This is a genomic window from Mucilaginibacter sp. GW822-FHT03E02 (genome assembly GCF_058801545.1).
In genome coordinates this window covers 1,905,710-1,930,182 of record NZ_JBXANJ010000001.1, presented here as the reverse complement: position 1 = coordinate 1,930,182, position 24,473 = coordinate 1,905,710, and the positions used below count along the sequence as shown (strand labels likewise).

General features: G+C 42.6%; 29 protein-coding genes. 15 read left to right on the top strand and 14 right to left on the bottom strand.

Annotated features, from left to right (window positions below):
* The first annotated feature begins 122 nt into the window (after positions 1-122).
* From AC1RM2_RS08060 to AC1RM2_RS08050, 3 genes are all read left to right on the top strand, one after another.
* Complete coding sequence (locus AC1RM2_RS08060) at positions 123-1,571, top strand: circularly permuted type 2 ATP-grasp protein (protein ID WP_090643501.1); 1,449 nt, start codon at positions 123-125, stop codon at positions 1,569-1,571.
* Between the two features lie 108 nt (positions 1,572-1,679).
* Entirely contained in the window at positions 1,680-2,615 is a 936-nt protein-coding gene (locus tag AC1RM2_RS08055; RefSeq protein ID WP_492984497.1) for an alpha-E domain-containing protein, read from the top strand.
* 124 nt (positions 2,616-2,739) lie between these two features.
* Positions 2,740-3,720: a transglutaminase family protein gene (locus AC1RM2_RS08050; protein WP_492984495.1), complete on the top strand. Its 981-nt coding sequence runs from the start codon at positions 2,740-2,742 to the stop codon at positions 3,718-3,720.
* 194 nt (positions 3,721-3,914) lie between these two features.
* On the opposite strand, the gene AC1RM2_RS08045 is transcribed toward AC1RM2_RS08050, so the two are convergent.
* Together AC1RM2_RS08045 and AC1RM2_RS08040 are read right to left on the bottom strand one after the other, a co-directional pair.
* Entirely contained in the window at positions 3,915-4,403 is a 489-nt protein-coding gene (locus AC1RM2_RS08045; RefSeq protein WP_492984494.1) for a TlpA family protein disulfide reductase, read from the bottom strand.
* A 42-nt stretch (positions 4,404-4,445) separates the two neighbouring features.
* Positions 4,446-5,465, bottom strand: a complete 1,020-nt coding sequence (locus AC1RM2_RS08040; protein WP_492984492.1) for a Gfo/Idh/MocA family oxidoreductase — start codon at positions 5,463-5,465, stop codon at positions 4,446-4,448.
* A gap of 243 nt (positions 5,466-5,708) precedes the next feature.
* Here AC1RM2_RS08040 and AC1RM2_RS08035 point away from each other — a divergent pair, with 243 nt between their 5' ends.
* Positions 5,709-6,128 carry a cobalamin B12-binding domain-containing protein gene (locus AC1RM2_RS08035; RefSeq protein ID WP_492984491.1) on the top strand — a complete coding sequence of 140 codons (420 nt, stop codon included), beginning with the start codon at positions 5,709-5,711 and terminating at the stop codon, positions 6,126-6,128.
* A gap of 12 nt (positions 6,129-6,140) precedes the next feature.
* Positions 6,141-6,923, top strand: coding sequence for an enoyl-CoA hydratase/isomerase family protein (locus AC1RM2_RS08030; RefSeq protein ID WP_492984490.1), 783 nt, complete (start codon positions 6,141-6,143; stop codon positions 6,921-6,923).
* A gap of 230 nt (positions 6,924-7,153) precedes the next feature.
* Here AC1RM2_RS08030 and AC1RM2_RS08025 read toward each other — a convergent pair whose 3' ends face one another.
* The gene (locus AC1RM2_RS08025; protein ID WP_492984489.1) at positions 7,154-7,297 is read right to left on the bottom strand and encodes a hypothetical protein; all 144 of its coding nucleotides are present in this window, start codon (positions 7,295-7,297) and stop codon (positions 7,154-7,156) included.
* A 256-nt stretch (positions 7,298-7,553) separates the two neighbouring features.
* Here AC1RM2_RS08025 and AC1RM2_RS08020 point away from each other — a divergent pair, with 256 nt between their 5' ends.
* The 9 genes from AC1RM2_RS08020 to AC1RM2_RS07980 all read left to right on the top strand — a co-directional run bounded on the left by AC1RM2_RS08020 (position 7,554) and on the right by AC1RM2_RS07980 (position 13,646).
* Positions 7,554-8,159: a hypothetical protein gene (locus AC1RM2_RS08020; protein ID WP_492984488.1), complete on the top strand. Its 606-nt coding sequence runs from the start codon at positions 7,554-7,556 to the stop codon at positions 8,157-8,159.
* Positions 8,160-8,338: 179 nt separating this feature from the next.
* Positions 8,339-9,769, top strand: coding sequence for a sigma-54-dependent transcriptional regulator (locus AC1RM2_RS08015; RefSeq protein ID WP_492984487.1), 1,431 nt, complete (start codon positions 8,339-8,341; stop codon positions 9,767-9,769).
* A 4-nt stretch (positions 9,770-9,773) separates the two neighbouring features.
* A complete protein-coding gene (locus tag AC1RM2_RS08010) occupies positions 9,774-9,983 on the top strand; it encodes a hypothetical protein (RefSeq protein WP_492984485.1) in 210 nt (69 codons plus the stop codon).
* 160 nt (positions 9,984-10,143) lie between these two features.
* Positions 10,144-11,187, top strand: coding sequence for an AI-2E family transporter (locus AC1RM2_RS08005; protein ID WP_492984484.1), 1,044 nt, complete (start codon positions 10,144-10,146; stop codon positions 11,185-11,187).
* A gap of 152 nt (positions 11,188-11,339) precedes the next feature.
* Positions 11,340-11,606, top strand: a complete 267-nt coding sequence (locus AC1RM2_RS08000) for a YtxH domain-containing protein (protein WP_090643549.1) — start codon at positions 11,340-11,342, stop codon at positions 11,604-11,606.
* Positions 11,607-11,675: 69 nt separating this feature from the next.
* Positions 11,676-12,026, top strand: coding sequence for a phage holin family protein (locus AC1RM2_RS07995; RefSeq protein WP_477355763.1), 351 nt, complete (start codon positions 11,676-11,678; stop codon positions 12,024-12,026).
* Between the two features lie 5 nt (positions 12,027-12,031).
* Positions 12,032-12,478: a hypothetical protein gene (locus AC1RM2_RS07990; protein ID WP_492984483.1), complete on the top strand. Its 447-nt coding sequence runs from the start codon at positions 12,032-12,034 to the stop codon at positions 12,476-12,478.
* Between the two features lie 65 nt (positions 12,479-12,543).
* Positions 12,544-13,194, top strand: a complete 651-nt coding sequence (trmB, locus tag AC1RM2_RS07985; protein WP_492984482.1) for a tRNA (guanosine(46)-N7)-methyltransferase TrmB — start codon at positions 12,544-12,546, stop codon at positions 13,192-13,194.
* A 119-nt stretch (positions 13,195-13,313) separates the two neighbouring features.
* Positions 13,314-13,646, top strand: coding sequence for an MGMT family protein (locus AC1RM2_RS07980; protein WP_492984480.1), 333 nt, complete (start codon positions 13,314-13,316; stop codon positions 13,644-13,646).
* Here AC1RM2_RS07980 and AC1RM2_RS07975 read toward each other — a convergent pair.
* The gene (locus AC1RM2_RS07975) at positions 13,641-13,853 is read right to left on the bottom strand and encodes a hypothetical protein (RefSeq protein WP_492984479.1); all 213 of its coding nucleotides are present in this window, start codon (positions 13,851-13,853) and stop codon (positions 13,641-13,643) included. The genes AC1RM2_RS07980 and AC1RM2_RS07975 overlap by 6 nt on opposite strands.
* A 7-nt stretch (positions 13,854-13,860) precedes the next feature.
* Positions 13,861-14,220: a VOC family protein gene (locus AC1RM2_RS07970; protein ID WP_492984478.1), complete on the bottom strand. Its 360-nt coding sequence runs from the start codon at positions 14,218-14,220 to the stop codon at positions 13,861-13,863.
* Positions 14,221-14,394: 174 nt separating this feature from the next.
* On the opposite strand from AC1RM2_RS07970, the gene AC1RM2_RS07965 reads away from it, so the two are divergent.
* Positions 14,395-14,571, top strand: a complete 177-nt coding sequence (locus AC1RM2_RS07965; protein ID WP_492984477.1) for a DUF6496 domain-containing protein — start codon at positions 14,395-14,397, stop codon at positions 14,569-14,571.
* Positions 14,572-14,639: 68 nt separating this feature from the next.
* Here the strand turns inward: AC1RM2_RS07965 and AC1RM2_RS07960 are convergent, their stop codons facing one another.
* From AC1RM2_RS07960 to AC1RM2_RS07920, 9 genes are all read right to left on the bottom strand, one after another.
* On the bottom strand, positions 14,640-15,143 hold the full coding sequence (locus AC1RM2_RS07960; protein WP_492984476.1) for a hypothetical protein: 504 nt from the start codon (positions 15,141-15,143) through the stop codon (positions 14,640-14,642).
* A 70-nt stretch (positions 15,144-15,213) separates the two neighbouring features.
* Positions 15,214-16,185, bottom strand: coding sequence for a Gfo/Idh/MocA family protein (locus AC1RM2_RS07955; RefSeq protein WP_492984474.1), 972 nt, complete (start codon positions 16,183-16,185; stop codon positions 15,214-15,216).
* Between the two features lie 162 nt (positions 16,186-16,347).
* Complete coding sequence (gene mgrA / locus AC1RM2_RS07950) at positions 16,348-17,337, bottom strand: L-glyceraldehyde 3-phosphate reductase (protein ID WP_492984473.1); 990 nt, start codon at positions 17,335-17,337, stop codon at positions 16,348-16,350.
* 573 nt (positions 17,338-17,910) lie between these two features.
* A complete protein-coding gene (locus tag AC1RM2_RS07945; RefSeq protein WP_492984471.1) occupies positions 17,911-19,218 on the bottom strand; it encodes a bifunctional folylpolyglutamate synthase/dihydrofolate synthase in 1,308 nt (435 codons plus the stop codon).
* Positions 19,219-19,369: 151 nt separating this feature from the next.
* A complete protein-coding gene (locus AC1RM2_RS07940; RefSeq protein ID WP_492984470.1) occupies positions 19,370-20,188 on the bottom strand; it encodes an energy transducer TonB in 819 nt (272 codons plus the stop codon).
* A gap of 108 nt (positions 20,189-20,296) precedes the next feature.
* A complete protein-coding gene (locus tag AC1RM2_RS07935; protein WP_477355799.1) occupies positions 20,297-20,698 on the bottom strand; it encodes an ExbD/TolR family protein in 402 nt (133 codons plus the stop codon).
* Positions 20,695-21,405 (bottom strand): MotA/TolQ/ExbB proton channel family protein, encoded by a 711-nt coding sequence (locus AC1RM2_RS07930; RefSeq protein ID WP_147052889.1) that lies wholly within the window; start codon positions 21,403-21,405, stop codon positions 20,695-20,697. The genes AC1RM2_RS07935 and AC1RM2_RS07930 overlap by 4 nt, the downstream gene beginning before the upstream one ends.
* Positions 21,402-22,535: an HU domain-containing protein gene (locus tag AC1RM2_RS07925; RefSeq protein ID WP_492984469.1), complete on the bottom strand. Its 1,134-nt coding sequence runs from the start codon at positions 22,533-22,535 to the stop codon at positions 21,402-21,404. The genes AC1RM2_RS07930 and AC1RM2_RS07925 overlap by 4 nt, the downstream gene beginning before the upstream one ends.
* Before the next feature lie 35 nt (positions 22,536-22,570).
* Positions 22,571-24,448, bottom strand: a complete 1,878-nt coding sequence (locus tag AC1RM2_RS07920) for a porin family protein (protein ID WP_492984467.1) — start codon at positions 24,446-24,448, stop codon at positions 22,571-22,573.
* Between the last annotated feature and the right edge of the window lie 25 nt (positions 24,449-24,473).

The following is a 24,473-nucleotide window of genomic DNA, read 5'->3' as shown; positions in this document are numbered from 1 at the left end:
GAAAAATCAGTTAAAATAATCGCAAAAAATTCAAAATAATTTGCTTTTTTATCAAAAACACTTCATAAATTACATTTTTAAAAAATAACTGATTAGTAATCTTCAAATCTTCACAATTTCATATGCAGGAATCAGCTTATTTTGATAAATATAACCCCATAAGTGGTGTTTGGGACGAAATGTATGGTCTGGACAGCAATGTTCGTGAGCATTACCGTAAGGTAATAGAATATATTTCGCAGGAATCGGCCGACGATCTGAACAAAAAAGAAGAGTTGGCCAAACGTCTTTTTATGAGCCAGGGTATCACCTTTACGGTGTATAATAGTGGCGAAGGCATTGAAAAGATTTTTCCCTTTGACATTATCCCGCGCATTATTACTGCAAGCGAATGGGCTTTTGTTGAAAAAGGCATTAAGCAGCGCCTTACTGCTTTAAATCATTTTTTAAAAGATATTTACAATAACCAGTTTATTGTAAAGGATGGTATTGTGCCCATAGATATCATTTACTCGTGCCCGCACTTTTTGCGCGAGATGTACCAGTTAAAGGTACCTTATGATATTTATGTACATATCTCGGGCATCGACCTGATCCGCGACGAAGATGGTACTTTTTATGTGCTGGAAGATAACCTGCGCACCCCATCGGGCGTAAGCTATATGCTGGAAAACCGCGAAATTACCAAACGCTTATTCCCGGATTTACTACCCCAATGCGGCGTGCGGAGCGTTACGGAGTATCCTACTATATTGTATAAAAACTTGCTGGCCCTATCGCCCAGGCAAATCTCAAACCCCACTATCGTGCTGTTAAGCCCGGGTATTTATAACTCGGCTTATTTTGAGCATACCACCCTGGCCCGACTGATGGGCGTTGAACTGGTGGAAGGGCGCGACCTGGTTGTAAATAACCACAAGGTTTATATGAAAACCACTACAGGCTTGCAGCAGGTAGATGTTATTTATCGCCGGGTGGACGATGAGTATTTAGATCCCCTGGTGTTTAACCCCGCAAGTATGCTGGGTGTAGCAGGTATTATGGGGGCTTACCGCAAGGGCAATGTGGCCATTGTGAATGCTATTGGTACCGGCGTGGCTGATGATAAAGCGGTTTATGTGTATGTGCCGGATATGATCAGGTACTACCTAAACGAAGAGCCGATCCTGAAAAACGTACCTACCCACCAGTTGGGCAACCCCGACGAGCGCGAACATGTGTTTAAAAACCTGAATAAAATGGTGGTTAAAAAAACCAACGGCAGCGGCGGCTACGGCATGCTGATGGGGCACGCGGCATCGGAAGAGGAAATTGAAGAGTATAAGAAAGAAATACTGAAAGATCCGCGTAATTTTATAGCACAACCTACCATCAGCCTTTCGGCAGCGCCATGTTATATGCAGGGTTCATTAAAACCCCGTCGCATTGATTTAAGGCCTTACGCATTGTACGGGCCTGATGGCATTGAGATTGTACCTGGCGGATTGACCCGTGTGGCTTTGAAAGAAGGCTCACTGGTGGTTAATAGCTCGCAAGGTGGCGGAAGTAAGGATACCTGGGTGCTGGCGTAAAAGCCCCCCAATCCCCTGAAGGGGGAGTGAAAATAGTATAGTTAAATTTTAAATAAACATCCCCTTATCATTCCCCCTTTAGGGGGTTAGGGGGCTTAAAGGGCTAATATGTTAAGCAGGGTTGCAGCAAGTTTTTATTGGTTAAGCCGTTACATTGAGCGCAGCGATGGTATGCTGCGGATGCTCAAAATTAATTATGCCTCATCGCAGGATACTGTACAGGAATTTACCTGGGAGCCGGTGATCAGGATTTTTGCCGGAATTAAAGAGACGGAAATTGAAAAACTGGAGAATGACAGCCGGGCGGTTTTAAAATACATGGTTACGGGTAAAAACAACCCTAACTCGATACTGAACATTATTACCCTGGCCAGGGAAAACGCCCGTGGCGTACAGGAACACATTCCAAAGGACCTTTGGCAATGCCTTAACGAGTATTATCATACTGTAAAAGATTCGCGCCTGGAGCGTTCCCTGCAGCGCGAGGACCCTATTGGCGTGCTTGATATATTGATAAAACAAGTAATGCTTTACTATGGCACTGCCGAGATTACCATGGAGCGTGGCGAGGGCCGGAGCTTTATGAATATTGGCAAATACCTGGAGCGCGCCATACAATCGGTAGATATTTTGGATACCAAATTCAGCTCGGTAAGCGACAATCCAGACCTGCTGACGGACACCACCTACTGGAAACATCTTTTGCTGTCATTAGGTGGGTATGAGTTGTATATAAAAACCTATCGCGAGGGTTTTGAGGCAGAAAACGTACTGGAACAGGTGGCTTTGAATAATGACTTCCCCCGTTCGGTTATCTACTCGGTAAATAACATACACCGCTATTTTGACAGGTTAAAAAATGACAGTAACGTAGATACCTTCCGCGAAATGTCGTTCCAGATAGGCAGGTTGCAAAGCCGGATCAAGTACAGTTCGGTAAAGAGCATCCGCGATGACGGGCTGCATTTATTTTTGACACAAACCAGGAAAGAACTTTATGGCATTGGTAACTCATTAAATGAATATTACTTTGCAAACTCTTGATAATTTGAATATTTGAGGATTTGAAAATTTGAAGATGAAGAATAGGGAGTGATTTGAAGACTGAATTAGTTGACCTAAAGGTTATTTTCAAATCTTCAAATTCTCAAATTAAATAATTAAACTCATGCCCGACTTTAAGATACAGCATATTACCAAATACAGTTACGAAGGGATGGTACGCGACAGCGCCAACCAGATTGTTCTTTATCCTATTAAGGACGAATACCAGGATGTAACACACCATGAGCTGCATATAACCGGCAACCCGGTGGTAGATACCCATATTGATTACTACGGCAATGAAATTGGTAGCTTTACCTATAGCGAACCACATTCGGTAATGGTTATCAATTCAAAATTAAGCGTTACAACCAGGCAGCGACCATTACCTGTTACAGATATTTTCCCAGACCAACAGTGGGAATATCTTAAGCACATCCAGTACATGGTGCCCTATATCGACTTTTTGAAGCAGGAATATTTTGAAGGCTTGCCCGAACTACAGGTTATTGTTGAGCAGGAACGCGCTTACGATGATACACCATTCCAGATAGCGCTGCGTTTTTGCAGCTACGTGTACCAAAACTTTGAATATATTAAGGGCGTAACCACTGTTGAAACTACGCTTGACGAGGTTTGGAAACTAAAAGCCGGTGTTTGCCAGGATTTTGCGCACATTTTAATGGTGATGCTGCGCCTGTTAAAAATACCTGCACGCTACGTAAGCGGTTATATTTGTACCAATAGCAGTACCATGCGCGGCGAAGGCGCCACCCATGCCTGGGCCGAAGCCTACATCCCCGATTATGGCTGGCTGGGTATCGACCCTACCAATAATTGCATCGCCAATGAAACCCATGTGCGTTTGGCCGTTGGTCGTAATTTTTCAGATTGCTCGCCGGTAAAAGGCGTTTACAAAGGTACATCCGGACATAAACTTGAAGTAGCGGTTAGTGTAGATGATGACGAGAGTACTTTTACAAATATTGACGATAAAGCCCATCATGATAATGCCATAGAGCATCGCGCCACCGATAACACAGCTAAAAACAGCTATCAAAGGCATTTGGAGATTATTCAGCAGCAACAGCAGCAGCAACAATAATTTGAAGATTTGGTAATTTGAAGATTTGAAAATGCCCTTATGATTGAATTATAAGGGCATTTTCAAATTGCTTAACATCGTTTTTTGGGCTCGTTGTTACAAGCTTAATATAGTTTGAAGATTAGATTTTTAAAAAGTTGAACTATAACAACCCATTTTCAAATTCTCAAATCTTCAAATTCTCAAATTAAAAATTATACCTTCTTAATCGCCTCCATCAGCACCGGAATTTTGGGCACTTTATCGTAAGCCTGGGCAAGTTTTCCGTTTTTATCATAAATGGCAATGTACGGTGTGGTTTGCACGTGGTAATAGCGTTGCACTACGTAAGTATACCCTTCGGTACCTATAATGATATTGTGATACTTAGCCAAATCAAAATCGCGCTGAAATACCTGTATGGCCTTTAGCTGGTTCACAAAAGTGATCATTACAATTTGTACCCCTTTTAACTTATCCAGTTCGGGTTTTAAATCATACATCAGGTGCTGGCAGTGGCTGCAATCCGGCGAAAAATAGATCACCATCACCGGCTTGTTCTTTTTCAGGTCGGCAGGCGTTACGTAAACGCTGTCGGTAGTTAATATGTGATATGGTGCAATTTTGCTATTGGCAGGCATGGTTTGCGCCTGGCTACAGCCGGCGGCCACAATAAGGCAAAGCAACAAACATATTCTTTTCATTATGTTGATATAAATTTTCATTAAAGCATAGTTACGATATTTTTAGCTTTCCAGCAATTCTATCTGCCAGGCTATATCTTCTTCGGTTATCGGGAATAACGCATTTTCGCGTACTGTATGATATACGGCGTCAAATAAACCATTATAATTACCTTTATCTGACGGAACCCACTCTATAGTTTTCTCATTATCAACTCCCATCAACACCAGTTTACCCTCGCTACCTTCGGGTTCAACACCAAAACCTGCTGCATCCGGCATTATTCCGGCGTCAAGTTGTGCTTCTTGTACATCTGTACGCAGCTTCACAAAACTGCCCAATGTGCCATGTACAACAAAGCCCGGCAAATGTTCGGCAATCAACAGGCCCGATGTTAGATACACATTTAATTGGTTGGGATAACTTAAGTGAATGTGAAAATAATCATCTACCTGCGAGCCCGGCCGGTGTATGGCCGTTGTTTTTACGTAACCCAACGGGCGGCCAAAAATACTGATAGCATTATCAACCAGGTGCGCCCCCAAATCATAAGTTAAGCCATTGCCAGGCGTTTCTTTAGTTTCCTTAAATTGTTTTACACCGATTTGCATACGGTACCTGTCGAGCCTGAAATGCACCTCTATCAGTTCGCCAAGGCGACCACTTTCAATTACCTTTTTTACGGAGATGAAACCACTATCATACCGGCGGTTGTGGTAAATCATTACTTTTAAACCAAGTTGCCTGCCCAAATCAAATAGTGCCTTCACTTCTGCCGAAGTAACCGCTGCCGGTTTTTCTATCAGCACATGTTTGCCCGCATTTAACGCCCGCGTGGCATAGTCAAAGTGCGTATTGTTTGGTGTATTAACAATAATCAACTCAAGTTCATCATCATTCAGCAACTCATCTACGGTATTGTAGCTAACTACATCCGGATATACTTTGCCCGCCTTTTTTTCATGGCGTTCTACAACAGCTTTAAAAGTAAAGCCAGGGTTAGTTGATAAAAACGGCGCGTGAAAAATACGGCCCGACATACCATAGGCCATCAGGCCGGTTACTATTGGTTTTGTTGACATTGATATTTATTTGCCTTTAGTTATGGAGTAAAAATAAGATTATTTGTGAGAGGTTTATTTAAGATTGACAAAGTTGTTTTGTGATTTTATTCGGGTATCCGCCAACGGGATTGCAAACAATAATGATATAGCTGCAACGGCGACTCTTGCAGGATGCGCAATATTTTGCGGTGTGTGCAGTAAGAGGGGTATTCAAAATTCATTATTCGATATTATACTTCGTTCTTATTACTTTTACAATGTATGAGCAATACCTTTAACCGACCCATCCGAGTTCTTGTTGCAAAAGTGGGGCTTGACGGCCACGACCGCGGCGCACGCATCATAGCTACCTCGCTGCGCGATGCAGGGATGGAAGTAATTTATACCGGCCTGCGCCAAACGCCCGAAATGGTGGTAAATACCGCCCTGCAGGAGGATGTGGATGCCATTGGTATTTCCATACTATCCGGAGCGCATATGACAGTTTTTCCTAAGATATTGAAATTGATAAAAGAAAAGCAGATGGATGATGTATTGGTAACCGGCGGCGGTATTATCCCAAATGATGATATGATTGCGCTGAAAGAGCAGGGGGTAGGTGAACTTTTCCCTCCCGGCACCAATACGCAGGATATTGTAAAATACATTACCGATTGGGTGCACCAGCACCGAAATTTTTAAATAGCTATACCAATGGAATTTGAAAACATACTGACACAAACGAAAGATAGCATAGAGTACGTTACTATAAATCGTGAAAGCAAGCTTAATGCCCTTAACAAGGCCACCCTGGCCGAATTGCATACTGCCTTTTTTAATGCTTTTCATAACCCACAGGTAAGCGGCATCATCATAACAGGGGCAGGCGCCAAGGCCTTTGTTGCCGGCGCAGATATCGGCGAATTTGTTAACCTTGATGCCGAAAGCGGTACAGCCCTGGCCCGCAATAATCAAATTGATGTTTTTGACCTGATTGCTAACGGCGGCAAACCTGTTATAGCTGCAATAAATGGTTTCGCTTTAGGCGGCGGATTGGAATTGGCCTTAGCCTGCCACATTCGGATAGCAGCCGAAACTGCCAAAATGGGCTTGCCCGAAGTAACACTTGGCCTGATACCCGGCTACGGTGGTACACAGCGCCTTACCCAATTAATAGGTAAAGGCAAAGCGCTGGAGATGATATTAACCGCCGATATGATTACCGCTGCTGATGCATTGCAATATGGCCTGGTTACACATGTAGTTAGCCAGGAAACCTTGTTAGCAAAAGCCGAAGAGTTGATGTTGAAAATTATATCAAGGGCCCCGCTGGCCCTTTCTGCTGCTATCCGCTCTGTTAACGCCGGCTTAACCGATGGGGTAAACGGCTATGAAACGGAAATAGATGAATTTGGGAAATGTTTTGGCACCGAAGATTTTAAAGAAGGAGTTGCCGCATTTTTACAGAAACGTAAAGCGGAGTTTAAGGGGAGATAATAGATATGAGATGTTAGATATGAGATTTGAGACAGGCTTTCCCCACAGGCCGTGTCCCCAGGGCCATAGCACATATTTTACGCAAACAGATAGCATATTGCAAAGATGCCTGTGGGGACACAGTCATCGGGGAGTTGTTTTATTCGCCATTTTCAAATTTTCAAATCATCAAATTTTCAAATAAATCAAGAATCTGATAAATCCGACGAATCGTGGTTCAGACAAGTGCATTAGGGATCGTCGCGGATACCGGCCAATGTGGCTAAGGCCCGTGTAGTATGAGCATAGCCCGGGCCGCAGGTAATGCCCGGAAAAAGAATCAAGCGGTTAGAATCAGAATTAAGGCGCAGTTTAATTTGACTTTTCGTAGCCATTGCGGCGTTTTGCGCAGAAAACACCTTTCTGCCATCCCAAATCCCATGTTAAGCCAGTGTTAATTCTGACAGTAAAAAAGCAATTGGCAAGCTATTTTACAGTGATCTGACTATTGTACTGCATCGGTCAAAAAATAAATTATTGTCAATCAAACGGTTAAATACTCATGACTTTGGGATGAAAAATGATATATGTTTTGGTGCTTTAATTTGCCCTGTGTTTAAAACAAAACAAAATCAAAACACAACAATGGTTATGAAAAATTCATTCAAAATTTCAGCTTTAATTTTAGCTTTTGCCGGCTTAGGTCTTGGCGCATCAGCTCAAACAACAACACCTACTACCACAACAACTACTACTACAACAACCACCCCGGGTGGCATTCGTTACAGCATTGGCGTTGATGCGGGTATTCCTGTAGGCAACTTTAAAGATAATTACAAATGGAACTTAGGCGGATCGTTACAGGCAGATATCCCGGTTTACAAACAACAGTTATTTGTAACTATTAATGCAGGTTACAACAATGTTTTTGGCAAAAAGAATGTTGGTGGCGTTGCTGCCAATGATGTTACCGATTTTAAATTATTGCCAGTTAAGGCCGGTTTAAAATTCTTCCCTATCGAGAATTTTTACGTGCAGGGTGAAGCAGGTGCAGCATTTTTGTTAAACAAATCTGATCTGGGTGCCAACAAATCAACTGCGTTTGTTTACGCTCCGCAAATTGGCGTTCAGTTCCCGGTAAGCAAAAGCAGCTTTATTGATGCCGGTGTACGTTACGAAGCAACTACCAAATATACAACTGGTGTTGATGCAAGCAAGGTGAATTTTATAGGTGTACGTGTAGCTTACGGTTTTTAATATCGATCCTACTTTTACCTGAAAAAACGAAAGAGGCGGCCGGTTATGGCTGCCTTTTTTTGCTTTTTGTGGTATTTTTTTAACCAATGAGACAACTATAGTTTAATAAAATCGTACAAATCCCTACATTGTTTGTAATTTAACGCCTTTAATACATTTTACCACCTGTAGTAACCGATATGAAAAAAATTCTCATCATTGATGATGAAGTTAATGTAGCCTTACTGCTATCTAAATTTTTAATCCGCAACGGCTTTGATGTAAGCACTGCATCAAGCGGTACCGGCGGGATGGAAGCCCTTAAAGTTGGCGATTATAACCTGGTACTTTGTGATTTCAGGCTGGAGGATACCGATGGCCGCGAAATGCTTCGGAATATTAAGACGCATTATCCAAAAACCGGGGTAATTATTATAACCGGCTATTCGGATATAAAAATGGCGGTCGAACTTATTAAGATGGGCGCTTATGATTACATCACCAAGCCATTATATCCTGACGAAATTTTAAATACGATCAATAAAGCCTTTGAAACCCACTACGCATTAGTTGAAGAATCGGAAACTGCCGCAACAGTAGTTGCTGATAAGTCAAAAAGTAAAGAAACCAAAAAACAAGTATTTGCCGGTGAATTTGTGGCCGGCACCAGCAAGGCATCTAAAGAGTTATTGAGGCAGATTGAGCTTGTAGCCCCAACTAACTACAGCGTAATTATTTTAGGCGAAAGCGGTACGGGTAAAGAGTCGGTTGCTAAAAGCATCCACCTGAACAGCCCGCGACATAACCAGCCTTTTATTGCTATGGATTGTGGCTCGTTAACAAAAGAACTGGCCGCAAGTGAATTTTTTGGACACGAGAAAGGTTCTTTTACAGGTGCTTTATATACCAAGATAGGCCACTTTGAAATGGCCAACGGCGGTACTTTATTTTTGGATGAGGTAGGTAACCTATCATACGAGATACAGGCCGCCCTGCTGCGTACTGTTCAGGAGCGCAAGGTTAAAAGGATAGGCAGTACCAAGGAAATTGACCTTGATGTACGTATTATTATAGCCACTAATGAGAGCCTGCAGGAGGGCATTAGTAAAGGCAAATTCAGGGAGGACCTGTACCACCGCTTTAACGAATTTACCATTTATATGCCGCCACTGCGCGAACGGGGCGGTGATATTATGTTGCTGGCCGAACATTTTTTAAGAATAGCCAATAACGAATTGGGCCGTAATGTAGACGCTTTTGCGCCCGAGGTTATTGATTGTTTTATGAATTACCGCTGGCCGGGCAATATCCGCGAGCTTAAAAACGTGATCAGGCGGGCAGCGCTGCTGGCCGAGGATAACGAGATTACCATGAAAGCCTTGCCGCTGGAGATATCGAACTTTAAAACGCCGTCATTTGAGCATTCGAATCATTCGTCGCCCTCATCTTTTGATGCACCGGAGGCTAAAGAAAATAGGCACGATTTAAAAAATGCCGCACTTGAAGCCGAGTACGAAACAATTATCCGTGTTTTAAGGGAAGTGAATTTTAACAAAACCAGGGCAGCCGAGATATTAAAGATTGACAGGAAAACCTTGTATAATAAAATGAAGGCCATCAACCTGAAGTAATACGATGGATTTGCAGGAACAGGAAAAGGACGGAGAAGGTGACCAGTTGCGCAAGCTGAAGCACGATATAAGAAACCAGCTTTCAAACGTGCACCTGGCATTGGAACAATTAAAGTACGAATTGCCGGATATAAACGACGAGGGTTTATTTTTTATAGAAATGATTGACACAAGTGCCAAAAAGATAAACGACCTGTTAAGTGATGCAGAGTAAGTAGATTGCCAATATTCTTTTTAAAAACGCTGAAACTTTTTAGCGTTTTTTTTGTCTCAATTTTAAGGATAGGATCAAGAACCATGAGTCAGGAATCAAGGCAACAGTTTGCGATTTTCTTTCTTGATTCTTGGATCTGATATCTTGATTCTTATCACCAATGTCAATTTTTAACTACAAACAACGCAATAACATTATTCTGGCAAGCATCATAGTACTGGGATGCTTTTTGCTATATGCGCTTAGTGGCTTATTCAGCAGTATACTTGGTGCCGTTGTATTGTATGTTATCTTCAGGCCGATTTATGTCAACCTGGCCGAGAAGCGCGAATGGCCAAAATCATTGGTGGCGCTTATCATTATTTTTACATCATTAATTATTATTGTTATACCCTTTCTTATCCTGAGCATTATGGTGGTAGGGAAAATATCGGGTATTAACCTTAAAGACTTGCCTATTGAACAATGGACTACAAAAGTTGATGCTTTTGCTGCTGCTAACCTTAATCAGCCACATTTTGCCGAAGAAACGCTACAAAAATTAGGCTCATTTGGCACCAGCCTGTTTCCGTCTATATTAAGCAGTGCTGCAAGCATTATAGTTACCTTGCTGGTTTTGTACTTTATTTTGTATTTTATGCTTACGCAAATGCGCGACTTTGAAGCAGGTTTGTTAAAATACGCACCGTTCAGAGAACAGCACGCACTAAAATTTGCAGCTGCCCTACGCGATTCTACCTATTCTAACGTTTTAGGACAAGGAATCATAGCTGTTACCCAGGGTGCCTTGCTGGCCAACGGATTTTTAATATTCGGCATTCCCGACCCGGTTTTTTGGGGGGTTATAGCCATATTTATTTCATTTTTGCCGGTAGTAGGGGCACCTACGTTATGTATACCGGCAAGTATTTTGTTATTTGCACAGGGACATAATTGGCAAGGCGTTGCATTACTGGCTTATGGCTTATTATTTATAGGCAACGTTGACAATTTTCTAAGGATGATTATCAACAAGCGGGTGGCCAATACGCACCCCATTATATCCATCATCGGCGTGTTTATAGGGCTGCCGCTTTTTGGAATATTAGGCCTGGTTTTTGGCCCGCTTTTGTTATCTTACTTTTTATTATTGCTGGAAATATATGAAACTAATCGCATGGCTGCCGACAGGCTGGAACGGATTAACACAGCAGCCGAAAGCTGACAGGCATTGAATAGTTTTGTAAACACACAGCCAAAAAATAACTGACAAAAAAACTATTTACACACAATTAGCATACAAATAACACAATTGGTGATATTTGGCAAGGTATTAGTATTAATGAATCAAATGTTCAACTTTAAATTTATATTACAATGAATGATAACACAAAAGTAGTTGTTGCGTTGCTTGCGGGCTTGGCAGCAGGGGCGGCTTTAGGCATTTTATTTGCACCCGATAAAGGTGATGAAACTCGCGATAAGCTTACAGAATCGTTAAAAAACCTTGGCGATTCGATTAAAGAAACCGCCGCGGCCGAAATTGACAACCTGGTTGGCCTAAAAGACAAAGTGGTTGGAAACATTAAATCAAAAATCCGTGGTGCCGAAGAAGAGTACCAGGACGATTTGGAGCATGCATAATTTTAAATAGCCCGGGTAATTCATGTTATTGAATTATCCGGGATTATAAAATTAGTAAACAAACAACCTATGGAAGCCGAAAAAGAAACACCACCACCATTACCACCAATTATTGATCAGTTAAGGGAATACGCCGAAACACGGTTTAAGCTTTTAAAATATGAGGCTATTGAAAATGGCACTTCCATTTTAGCAAGCGTTATCACCGATGTTGTTGTGGTAATAGGGATGGTGCTGTTCTTTATATTCGCCAGCCTGACCTTAGCGTTTTACCTGGCCGATGTACTGCATTCCAACTGGATGGGCTTTGGATGCGTTGCTCTTATTTATTTAATTATCGCCATCATTATTAAGTTGAATAAAAGCCGCATAGAAAAACCACTGGCCAATATTTTTATTCAAAAAATATTTAAAAGGTAAACATCATGAGCTACCAGATAAGAAGTATAAACGATTTGCAGGATGAAATATTTAGGCTTAAAACACTCGAGAGCCAGCAAAGCACGGCTTTACGGGCAAGGGTAAGCAGCCCTTCTGCCATATTTTCATCGGTTATGTCGTTATTTCCGCGTTCGGTTGATAGCGATGGTGTCCGTAGTCCCGGCCTTTTTCATCCGGATATTGTAAACCTGATATCAAGGTTTGTTATTCCGCTTGCCTTAAACAAAACGCTGTTTAAAAATTCTAATTTTTTAATTAAAACGTTGGTAGGGCTGGTATCGCAAAAAGCATCCAATTATGTTAACGAGGATTCGGTTTCGGGCGTTTGGGGTACGATAAAAGGCCTTTTTGAAAAATTCACTAAAAAGAAAAGCAAGGACGATTATAAGCCCGAGCCTTATAAAAAGCCAGCTGCCGGCCCGGTAGTTTAAAGCTAATTTAAACGTCAGCCTGCTCAATTAGCAGAAAAAGTTATTTTTGCACTTTATTTTATAAAGTGGGAAAAGATAAGTTAAAGCGATTTGCAGAGGTTGACACCTTTAGCAATGTATTACAATTGGATGCAGGCAAACCTTTCAAAGGGGAGTGGAGCAAAGTTTTTTTTAAGAACGATAACCCGGTAGTTTTAGAGCTTGCCTGCGGCAAAGGCGAATACACGGTAAACCTGGCCCGGCTTTTTCCTGATAAAAATTTTATTGGTATTGATTATAAAGGCAACCGCATTTGGCGTGGCGCCAAAACGGCTATTGAAGATGGCGTTCCGAATGTTGCTTTCTTACGCATTCAGATAGAAAACCTGCTGGATTATTTTGCCGATGGCGAAGTAGACGAAATATGGATTACCTTTCCCGACCCGCAGCCGCAACTAAGCCGCGAGAAAAAACGGTTAACCTCTCCGCGGTTTTTAGATAAATATATCAGGATCCTGAAACCATCCGGCTGCGTTAACCTTAAAACCGATAACGATGGCCTGTATGCTTACACGGCCGAAAAGATTGAAGAGCTGAAATTAAAACTACACATCCGCACCGAAGATCTTTATCATTCGCCTTATGCCGATGATGTGCTATCGATAAAAACCTATTACGAAAAAAAATATTTGAAGGATAACAAGAACATTAATTATCTTAAGTTTTCGTTTGAGTAACACATGAAGGCTAAAGGCTAAAAGCGGAAGGCCTAAAGCCTTGAAAGCCAAAATCTGTCAATAATAATACCAGGTACTTAAAGCTTTTAGCCTTAAGCATCCGGCCCTAAGCTTTTAAAATGGACGATATAAATTTCTTTGATAAAGTATATCAGGTTGCAAGGCTTATACCTAAAGGCAGAGTAACTTCATACGGCGCTATAGCGTCTTATTTGGGTACCAAGGGATCATCGCGCATGGTTGGGTATGCTATGCAGGCGGCAGGCAGGGTCAATCCGCCGGTGCCGGCACACCGGGTTGTAAACAGGCAGGGATTGCTTACCGCCAAGTTTCATTTCGGGGGTAATACCATGCAGGAGATGCTGGAAAGCGAAGGCGTAAAAGTAACTGACGACCAGGTGCAGGATTTTAAAACCGTGTATTGGGACCCCAATATTGAGTTGGCGTTATAGGTTAATGGTTTGAATTATGGTGTAATAGATCCACAGTATGGTAAAAAACTCTATAACCGGTATTATAATTGCCATTACAGGATGGTTTTTACCCTTCAACCATTTGTAAGTTAACCAGCAAATTCCGGCTGGAATAATGATGCTAAATATAAAGGCAAACATGATCAGTGTGAAATCAAATTTGGCCTGTCTGAAACTGTGGCTCATAATAATATTATTTAAGCATCTCCAATAATTCTATCCTGTTCCCAAACGGGTCTATAAAAGAAAACCGTTCCCGGCGCGGAATCACCGGTTCTTCCATAAATTCCACCCCATGGTTTTGTAAATGCCGGCGTGCCGCGGCAATGTCGCTTATTTCAAACGCGTTATGCCTTGATGTGCGGGGCATGGCTTCCTCTGTACTTAAATGCAGCTGAATATTGGCAATGTTAAACCAATAACCTTTCGATCTGAACCTGGGCCGCTCAATGGGCTCAAGGCCAATAATAACGGTATAAAAAATCCTCGCCTCCTCCAGCCTTTCGGGCGGAACGACAATCTGGAAATGGTCGGCACGTTTAAATTTAATCATTGAATATTCAGAAAGACTATCATTTAGGGTAGGCTAATTGCTCTTATTATTCGGCCTGCCTGTATGGCTATCGCTTACAACCAAAAATCGGCTAAAAATTGCAAACAGCCAACTCCCTGTTAAAATTGGCCTCTATTTTGCTTTGGTTAAAATATCTACTTAAAACTAAATATTATGGCAAAGTATTCAGAAAAGGCAGGTGAAAAAGTTGAGAAAACTATGCACGAAATGAAAGAGGGGAAGCTTAAAAGCGGCAGCGGTAAAAAAGTGACCAGCAAGAAACAGGCTGTAGCTATTGGTTTATCAGAAGCACGTAAAGAAGGCGCAAAGGTGCCTGAAAAGAATAGCTGATATTTAAAAACAACAAAGCCATCAACTGTCAAAAGCGATGGCTTTGTTATTATAATTGTTTTAAATATCTACTTAAAATCGGTAGCTATCCAGCTGGCCAGGTTGCCTTCTTTATTAATCTCTATCAGTTTTTCCACATCATCATCCTTTTTGTGTGATTCTTCCATGCTGTATTTGGATAATACCGCCCTTAGCGCTACCAGGTTGGCCGTGTTTTTGTCAAAATCGGTTTTATGCTGCAATGCAAATTTGGCGTATTGCGAAGTGTAGGTAAACAACAGTTCGGGATTAAGATCGCTAAGATCATTTATGGATTTGTTGATTGACAACGAAACGCTGCGACTACCCTGCACCCAGGCTAAAATAAATAAGCGCGCTGCCTGCCGTTTTTCGCGTTTATCTTTCCACCCGGTTTGTTGCAGCCAGTCGGCAGTGTTTATTACCTGTTGCTCATACATATCAAAGTCGGCATCGGTTTGCAGTTCGTAATGCATAGGCACATCATATTTTTGTGCGGTTGCTGTAAGTGTAAAAGCTGTAATAACTATAATCAGCGACAGAATTTGTTTCATATTTTAATGCAGTGTTAAATAAATTGAGCGGGGTACTTATGCTCAAACTTCCTTATAAAGGATTTATTGCTCATTTAGTTTTAGTAAATGAATCCATAATATCCATTAAAACAATAGCCTCTTCAATTGAGCAGGGGTTGGGGCCTTCGTTTTTAAAGTAAGCCACAATTTTTTCAATCATCGGCTGCTGGATGTGTTGCGGATGTTTAAACGTTATAGTTTCATCTTCGGTATCTGTTTTCCAATTCACATAATTGCCAAAAAATGGGAAAGTTATTTTCCCTTTTGTGCCGATGATTTCGCAGCTATCGGTGGTCAAACTTTCGGCTACGCTAAAGCACCAGGAGCCATTAACAACCACGTTGTTTTTAAACAGGATTTCGCCGCAAACATGATCATCAGCCGGTGTTGAAGCGGATTGGTTGAGCGAGAAGCCGTGGTATTTTTCCGGTTCGCCAAAATAATATAGCATCAGGTCGAGCTGGTGCGGGGCCAGGTCATGAAAATAACCGCCGCCCGAAAATTCGGGTAATACCCGCCAGTTGGTTTCGCTTTCGGCAATCAGTTTTGGCTTGCGGCTTTGCCACATCCGGATTTGAACCGTGCGCACCTCTCCAATTTTTTGTTTGTCCAGCAAATCCTTCACCATTAAAAACATAGGGACTGCCCTGCGGTAATGCGCTACAGTGAGTTTTGCATTGCTCTCTTTTACGGCCGCAGCCATGGCCCTGGCTTCATCGGCATTGCGGGTAACCGGTTTCTCCACATATACATTAAAACCTTTTTCTAAGGCAGATAAAGCGTACTCCAGGTGTGATGACGGCGGGGTAGCAATATAAATAGAATTGACGCCGGCTTCGGCCATCATTTTATCGGCATCGCTATACCATTTGCCTACCAGGTGGCGGCTGGCATAGTCGGCTGCTTTTGCAGCATCGCGCCGCATAACGGCTATCAGATCGCTATCGGCCACTTTTTTAAAGGCAGGCCCGCTTTTAAGTTCGGTCACGTCGCCGCAACCAATTATACCCCAGTTAATCATAGGAAAAAGGTTTAAAAAAAACTTAAAGGAGTTGTTTAAACAAAAAATAAAAAAACGTCATTGCGAGGTACGAAGCAATCCCCGATATGCAAATGGCGGGTGCAAAGTTCGATAATCGTCCTAAAGAGATTGCTTCGTACCTCGCAATGACGTTGATATTAATTACCCCAATATCGTTTCTATCTGCGCCAGTTCATCGGTCGAAAAAACAATATTGTCCAGCGCCTTTAATGAGTCGGCCAGTTGTTCGGCGCGGCTTGCGCCAATAAGTACCGATGTAACACGGTTATCTTTCAGCAACCATGCCAATGCCATTTGTGCCAGTGTTTGGCCGCGTTGTAGTGCAAGATCGTTAAGTTTTTTTATCTGGCTCAGGCGTTCTTCCGTTAATTGCGAAGCCTGTAAAAAGCCGGTTGATTTTGCAGCCCGTGAATCTTCGGGGATGCCGTGTAAATATTTGTTGGTTAACATACCCTGTGCCAGTGGCGAAAACGGTATACAGCCCACACCCTCATTACCCAGCACATCCATTAAGCCACCTTCAACCCAACGCTCAAACATGGAATATTTTGGCTGGTGAATAAGGCATGGCGTACCCAGCTCTTTTAATATTTTAATGGCTTTTGCGGCAACATCGGCAGGGTAGTTGGAAATACCTGCATATAAAGCTTTTCCCTGGCGAACGATGAGGTCAAGCGCCGCCATGGTTTCTTCCAACGGTGTTTCAGGATCCGGACGGTGGTGGTAAAATATATCTACATAATCCAGGTCCATACGTTTAAGGCTTTGGTCAAGGCTGGCAACCAAATATTTTTTTGAACCCCAATCGCCATAAGGGCCATCCCACATCGTATAACCGGCTTTGCTGCTGATGATCATCTCATCGCGATAACCGCGGAAATCTTCTTTTAAAATGCGGCCAAAATTCTCTTCGGCCGAACCCGGAGGGGGGCCATAGTTGTTGGCCAAATCAAAATGGGTAATGCCGCTATCAAAAGCAAGGTGTAAAATTTTGCGGTAGTTTTCGGTAACATCAACGTGCCCGAAATTGTGCCACAAACCCAGCGAAATGGCCGGTAATTTAATGCCGCTATTGCCACAGCGACGGTATTGCATTTTTTTGTATCTGTCTGCAGATGGTAGGTATGTCATATTAATAAAAGGTATGGATGGAGATGGATTGTATCGGGAGTAAAAATAGAATTTTAATCAGAATATTTTGTGGGAATCAGAATTTACAGGATTTAAGAATTATCAGAATCATTTCTGCTTTAAGCTGTTGTGTTGCGCAACAAGTGAAACAGACAAATTTGTCATTTATCTAATAATCAACAAATTAAGAATTGCCATAAAATGAAAAGCGAAACAAAAGCGCAACAGTCAGGCAAGATTAAACTGTCATCTTAAGTTGAAAAATTTCGTGAAATTCTGGAAGTGGGAATGACGTTGAAAAGAGGACTATCATTATAAGCCTGCTATGCTTCGACAGGTTACCCATGACATGTTGAATTTTTGAAGTGCGCAGGCCTGTCACCCTGAGCCTGTCGAAGGGCCGCGCGGAGAGGCCTTTGCCCGCTATGGTTCGACAAGCTCACCATGACAGCCCTTTTTTACGATGTCATTCCTCCTTCAGCGTTTCGTCGAATTTTACCACTCAGCCTGACAGGCTCGGGGACTTCGGCGAGTTTTTACATTCTGTAAATTCTCAAATTCTGCAAATTCTGATCAGACCACTTCTGCCACCACAAAAGTACTACCTCCCACAAAAACAAGGTCGTTGTTACCCGCATTATTTTGAGCGGCCAGCACTGCCTCTTTTACTGACGGGTAAACTTCGCCCTGTAAGCCAATGCTTTCAGCCTTCAGCCTTAAGCTTTCAGGTTCCAATCCCCTTGGTATATCGGGTTTGCAAAAATAGTAGGTAGCATCTTTTGGGAGCATGCTTAAAATCTTGGTGATATCCTTATCATTCACCATACCAATTACAAAATGGAGGTATTTGTAATTAACGGACGCAATGTTTTTTAAAACCTCCTGTATACCATCGGGATTGTGGCCAGTATCGCAAATGGTCAGGGGCTTTTCAGTTAATGTTTCCCAGCGGCCATGTAAGCCGGTAAGGGTTTTTACCTGCGATAAGCCTGTGCGGATATCATCATCACTAATATTGAAACCTTGAATACGTAGTTCGTCAATAGCTGTTAACACAGTCTTTACATTTTTGAGCTGATATGAGCCGGTAAGATCGAGCTGGATGGCGAGTGGTGAGTGGTGAGTAGTGAGTGGTGAGTGGTTGGTCGCTATTAATTCAAGCAAACCTTCTTTTTGACTTTTGACTTTTGAATTTTGAATTTCCCACGTGTCTGATGCAAATAAAAGGGTGGTATGTTCTTTTGTCGCCTTTTCAACAAATACCTGCGCCGTTTCCGACTGGTTTTCGCCAATAATAACCGGGACGCCGGGCTTAATGATGCCCGCTTTTTCGCCGGCTATCAGTTGTAAAGTATTCCCCAGGATATTCATGTGGTCCCAGCCGATGTTAGTGATAATGGAAAGCAGTGGGTTGATGATATTAGTCGAATCCAATCGCCCGCCCAGGCCAACTTCAATGATGGCTATATCTACTTTCTCTTTTGCAAAAGCATCAAAAGCAAGGCCAACGGTCATTTCAAAGAATGAGGGACGGATTTCATCAAAATCTTTAAGGTGATCTTCAACAAAATCAATCACCGTTTGCTCACTGATCATTTGCCCGTTAATGCGGATACGTTCGCGAAAATCTTTTAAGTGGGGAGACGTGTACAAGCCTGTTTTGTAACCGGCCGTTTGCAATACAGCCGCCAGCATGTGCGATGTAGAACCTTTGCCGTTGGTGCCGCCAACATGCACGCTTTTAAATTTATGCTGGGGGGTATCCAGGCGCTTACAAAGTTCGATGGTATTATCAAGGTTAGCTTTATAAGCCGAAGCCCCATCGCGCGTAAACATGGGGAGTTGGGTGTATAGGTATTGGATGGTCTCGTTGTAGTTCATGGTTCATGGTTCATAGTTCATGGTGATGAAGGGTGAACTACTAACTATAGCGCAAATGTAGTATTGAACAGCTAAATTAAATGCCCGATAATGTAAAATTTGAAGCTAAGTGTTGCCATGAACCATCAACTATGATCCATGAACTAAAAGATTAATTTACCTTAAACACAAAAACGACAGTGCCTGGCTGCGTGTCGGGTGCCGAATCGAGGGGATTGAGCTTGGAGTTTCTGACAGCGTTTTCGCATTTTTCAATCAGTGCCTGGTCGGATATGGTAGTGCCGCGGGCGCCACCGTGAACATAAATTACGTTTCCGTCTTTGTCAACGCGCAGGTCGACAACAATTTTGCCCGTTTGCCTGTTGTCGCCACTAACGGTGGGCCTGCTTACAAAATTGCGCTGATCCATGTTAAGGTTGCCGCCGTTGCCAGACCCTGTTCCGTTATAATTATTGGTTAAAGTACTGCCTTCCGGTTTGCCCTGGTTGCCGGGTTTATTGCCCGTACCATCGCCCTGGCCGGTGCCGGTTGTGGCCTTGCCTTTGTAAAGGGCGTTTTGGTTAACAACAGGCTTTGCAACCGCTTTAGTAGGTTGTGGTGTAGCTACTGCAGTTGTTGGTTTTTTTGTTGGGGCGGCCACTTCGGGCGCATCTTCGGTATTTTGGGTAACAACAGTTTTTTCGCTGGCCTGCGGAGTTGGTTTGTCCTCCGATGGTGGGGCAGGGGTAACCTTGTCGGGCTTGGTATGGTTGGCCTTCTCGGCAACCGAAGGTTCTTCGGTGCTCATATAATCATTACCCATACCTTCATCAGTGGTGCCATAATTCACCAGGATACCGCCTGTACCTTCCTCTTGTTTTGGTGGGTTTTGAAACACGATAAAATAACATGCCGCTATCAGCAAGGTCATGATAATGCCTGTTGCTAAAAACGCCTTTGGATAGTTATTTTGCTCTTCCCTGTATTCCATTTTAGTATCAAGTAGTAGTTGGTATCAAGTATCAAGTATCAAGTGTCAAGACAGCTGCAAACAATTTTAGGCCAATAAATCTTAATACTTGATACTTACTACTTGATACTATCCCTTCGGTTCCGTTGCTAAAACCAGTTTTATGTTTAATTTTTGTGCTATATCCAATACCTGTACCACATCCTGTATGGCTACGGTTTTATCTACCGATAAAACAATGGTTAATTCTTTAGCCATCGCTTTGTAGGTTGATAGCTCGTCCATGAGTTTATCTACCGGTACTACCTTTTTGTCAACGGTGTATACCAGATCTTTAGTAATAGCTACGTTGATTGTTTTTTTGGAGATAGACTGCCCGCTTGATGATTTTGGCAATACCAGCTTAACCACGTTTGGGTTGGTTACCGTAGAAGCGATGAGGAAAAACAAAAGCAGGAAGAACATGATATCGTTCATTGCCGATGTATGTACCTCGGCAGATGCACTTTTATGTCTTTTTCTTAAATTCATTTGCTTGGCTCCTCTAACAGGTCAATAAATTCAATGGCATCAGTTTCCAGTTTCAGGATCACTTTATCCACCATCATATTTAAAATATGGTAGCACACGTAGGCCACAATACCCACAAATAAGCCGGCGGCGGATGTTACCATTTTTACATATAAACCGCCAGATATAACGCCCATACTGATGTTATCTGTTTTAGAAATATCGTAAAAAATTTTGATTACCCCGGCAATAGTACCCAGGAAACCAAACATCGGCGCAATACCGGCTACGATACCTAAAATTCCAATATTTTTTTCGAGTTTGGATACCTCCAGCTTACCAATGTTTTCTATAGCGCCTTCAATATCTTTTATAGGGCGGCCAATACGCAATAAGCCTTTTTGAAGCATTCGGCCCAAAGGCGTATTGCTGTTACGGCAAATAGCGATGGCCGATTCCAGGTTGCCCGAATGGATGCTTGACCGTACCTGTATCATCAGGTTCGACTCATTGCGGGATGCCTTGCGGATGGTAAAATAGCGTTCAAAAAATATAACAAGCCCCAGTACGGCCAGGATGCCAATAGGTATCATTACCCAGCCCCCTTTTATCAGCAGGTCGCCAAAACGTAAATCTTCTGCGGGTGCTAATTGGGTGGCTGCATGGTTAGCGGTATCTACTAAGTGCTTTGCTGTATCTGTTACTGCCTGTATTAATAATAATGTCATTTCTGATGTTTAACGAGTTGATATGGATACGATGTTGTTTCTATTTTCTTTTCTTTTACCAGTCGGTCTTTTTGTGTTTTTGCTTCATCATAAGTCGCAAAGCTACCTGTTACAACCTTAATAAGCTTGCCGGTACCTGGGCCACTGTAAACGCGGGCATCAACTCCTTTTTTCTGGTAAATATCTGCTTCAAGCTGAGCTTTTTTAACGGTTTTAAACGCCCCAAGGATGACGGCAAAAACAGGACCCGTTGATGAATCTGCAGGCGGGACAGCGGCGCTTGCAGTCTTTAACGCAGAATCGGGCTTTAAAATTGCCTTTTTGATCGTATCGGCAGGTTGTGCCACTTTTTTTACAGTGTCAGTATCGCCTTTTGTAACAGGTGTAGCTTTCGGCTCCGTTGGCAGCTGCGTTTCCTGGCCTTTGTTCAGATGCAGCCACTGTGGTTTAAATTTGTAAACAGTTAATGCGGCGCTGGCCAAAATGATTACCACTATTAATATAATAGCCCATAGGCTTATACCGCGCCTTGCCTCTGGTTCTTCATCCACATATTCTTCAGGTTGATTAACAGTTTCAGTAAATTCGATATTCCTTACTGGTGGTGGCAGCGGCAAAGGCTCAGGTGATGGTATTGCAGTTGTTGCCTGTACTGGCGTATCAACTGGCTCTGGCGCAGGAGCGGCTGTTTGAGCAGTTACTTCCGGCGCGGCAGGCTGGTTTAACTTTTTTATGCTGACAGGCGCGTACCCAAAAAAAGAGGCGCTATCGGTATTGCTTATCTTTGATTTAAAGGCAATTCTGCCTTTATCCATAAAAAACCAACCCAGATCGGCAAATGGTACTTCCTGCAAAGCGGCCTCTTGTTTTAGGGCGCTGATGTATTTATCGGTAAAGTATTTAGATGATGCCAGCGAGATTTTTTTCTTTTCGGCAATGTATTTTGTTAAAGTATCATCACCATCAATGGTTTGCGGATCAAACTGGATTTTATAACCGGGTGGATAGAATTTACGCTCGGCATCGTTATACCAGGCACCCACACGCACATGTACAAAATAGCCAAGGCCCGGCACACTTATTTCGCCGTGCTGGCCCAGTAGTTCACTTAAGTAATTGGCTATATCCATTTGTTAAAATACGGTTTTATGGTAATTCAATAATCTTAAAACGAGAAACCAACGCCGCCAAAGATATTAAATCCGTAGTTAGGATAGTATACCCAGTTTTGATAACCCGAGTTTAAAATGTTATTTGCTTGCGCAAATACCGTAATAACCGGTGTAACGCGGTATTCAACACCACCATTCAAATCAGCAAATGAAGCAATTTCGCGGTTCTTGGTTAACAGGCTTGTATTCGGCGACGGCGTTCCTAACGGACCCGGCACAATGCCAAACGGCCTGTCATAGGCAGTTCCTCTTATCAATAATGAACCGGTGATGCTTACTTTATTGTTAATATGAATGGCTGTACCCGCTGTTAACAAAAACTTAGGCAGGTTCCAGGCTTGCGCTTCTGTTGCCATTTTATAATCCTTAAACTCCACGCGGCCAAAAATGTTTACATCTTCGGTTGCTTTAAAATCGAGCTCGCCATTAAAACCGCTTACGCGTGACCGGCCTTTATCATATATTACATCAAATTTATAACCCTGGGCAGTTTGAGTGCTTACAAATAAGGCCATATCTTTTACGCTGTTGCGGAATACAGCTGCTTTAAAGCTAAGCCCAGGTGCCAATGTGCCTTTTAGGCCGGCGCTGATATCCAGCTGATCAACGGAGTTTTGAAGCTTTATATTTTGATTGATGTATGGGTTTACATTTGCAAAATCGCGTATAGATGCCCTGTTTACATCACCTTTAGCTTCAACAAAAAGGCGTACATATTTGGGTATTACCTGGTATTCCAGTTTTGCAGCCGGGAAAACAAAAAACCGGTCATAGTCGCCAAATTCTTTAGCAATGGTTACGCCCGCATCAATTTTATAGTTGGTACCCTGGAATTTAATATATGGGTTTAACCGCAGTATACTGTTATTTAAGTTATAAGCGCTGTCTTTAGGGTTGGCCAGATCAACCGAAGCCCCCAGGCCGGTATAAAACTGTTTAATGGTTTGGTTTACAAAACCCGAAAGCACAATATTACTTTCGCGGGCTTTATAGGCATTGCCGAATGAATATCCATTTAATTTTACCGAATAGGTAAAGTCGTTTTCAACATCCTTAAAGTTTTTGGCCAGCTCAACCTCGCCGCTGATATCATTAAAATATTGCTTTTGCGGGGTAAAGGTTAAAGGGATTGAATCCGGGTGACCGTAAAAATAAACACCACGGCGTTTGTAATTAATGCGGCCGCTGATGGTATTCTCTGAATTGATGCTTTTGATGAACACGCCAACTTCGTCTTTACTTTCGGTTTGCTTATCCCATGAGCCCGATTGCGAAAGGTGTTTCAGGAAACCTCCAACCTGCAAGGCCTGGTCGCGGCCGTTACCAAAATAGGCTTCGCCAAACAAGGTTTTCATGCTGCCCACGCCTGCTTTAACATAGTTGTTAAGCAATACCGAGTCCTGCTCAGCAGGCCGTTTTTGAGCATCAAGACGTTTGATTTCTGAATCCTGATCAAGTTTTTTATCCAGCGGGGTATAAGCTAAAGGCGCTTTAAAAGGCACTTTATCTTCCAGATCGGGGTTGCGGCGAATTTTTACCGCATCGGCCAATACTGGTTTGTAAGCAGTAGTTACCACAATCTCTTCTGATAAACTGCCGCCGTTTGCCGGGTTGTTACTGTTGGCACCGCCTTTTTTGGTGGTATCCTGGCTGGCTTTGCTAACTACATCGCCCAGTTTTTTTGCACCGGCATCGGTTTTTTTGACGGTAGTTTTTGTTGCGGCTTTTTTTGCAGGCGCCTTGGCCGGTGTTTTGGCTTTGGCGGTTTTTACTGTTGCCTTTTTTGCATGTTTCTTTGTTTGCGCTTGTGCAGGAACAAAGTATAATGCTATTATTAAGGTAAGCAGCGTATAGGTGTATCTTAATTTCATTGCTTGTCTTCTTTTATATTACTCT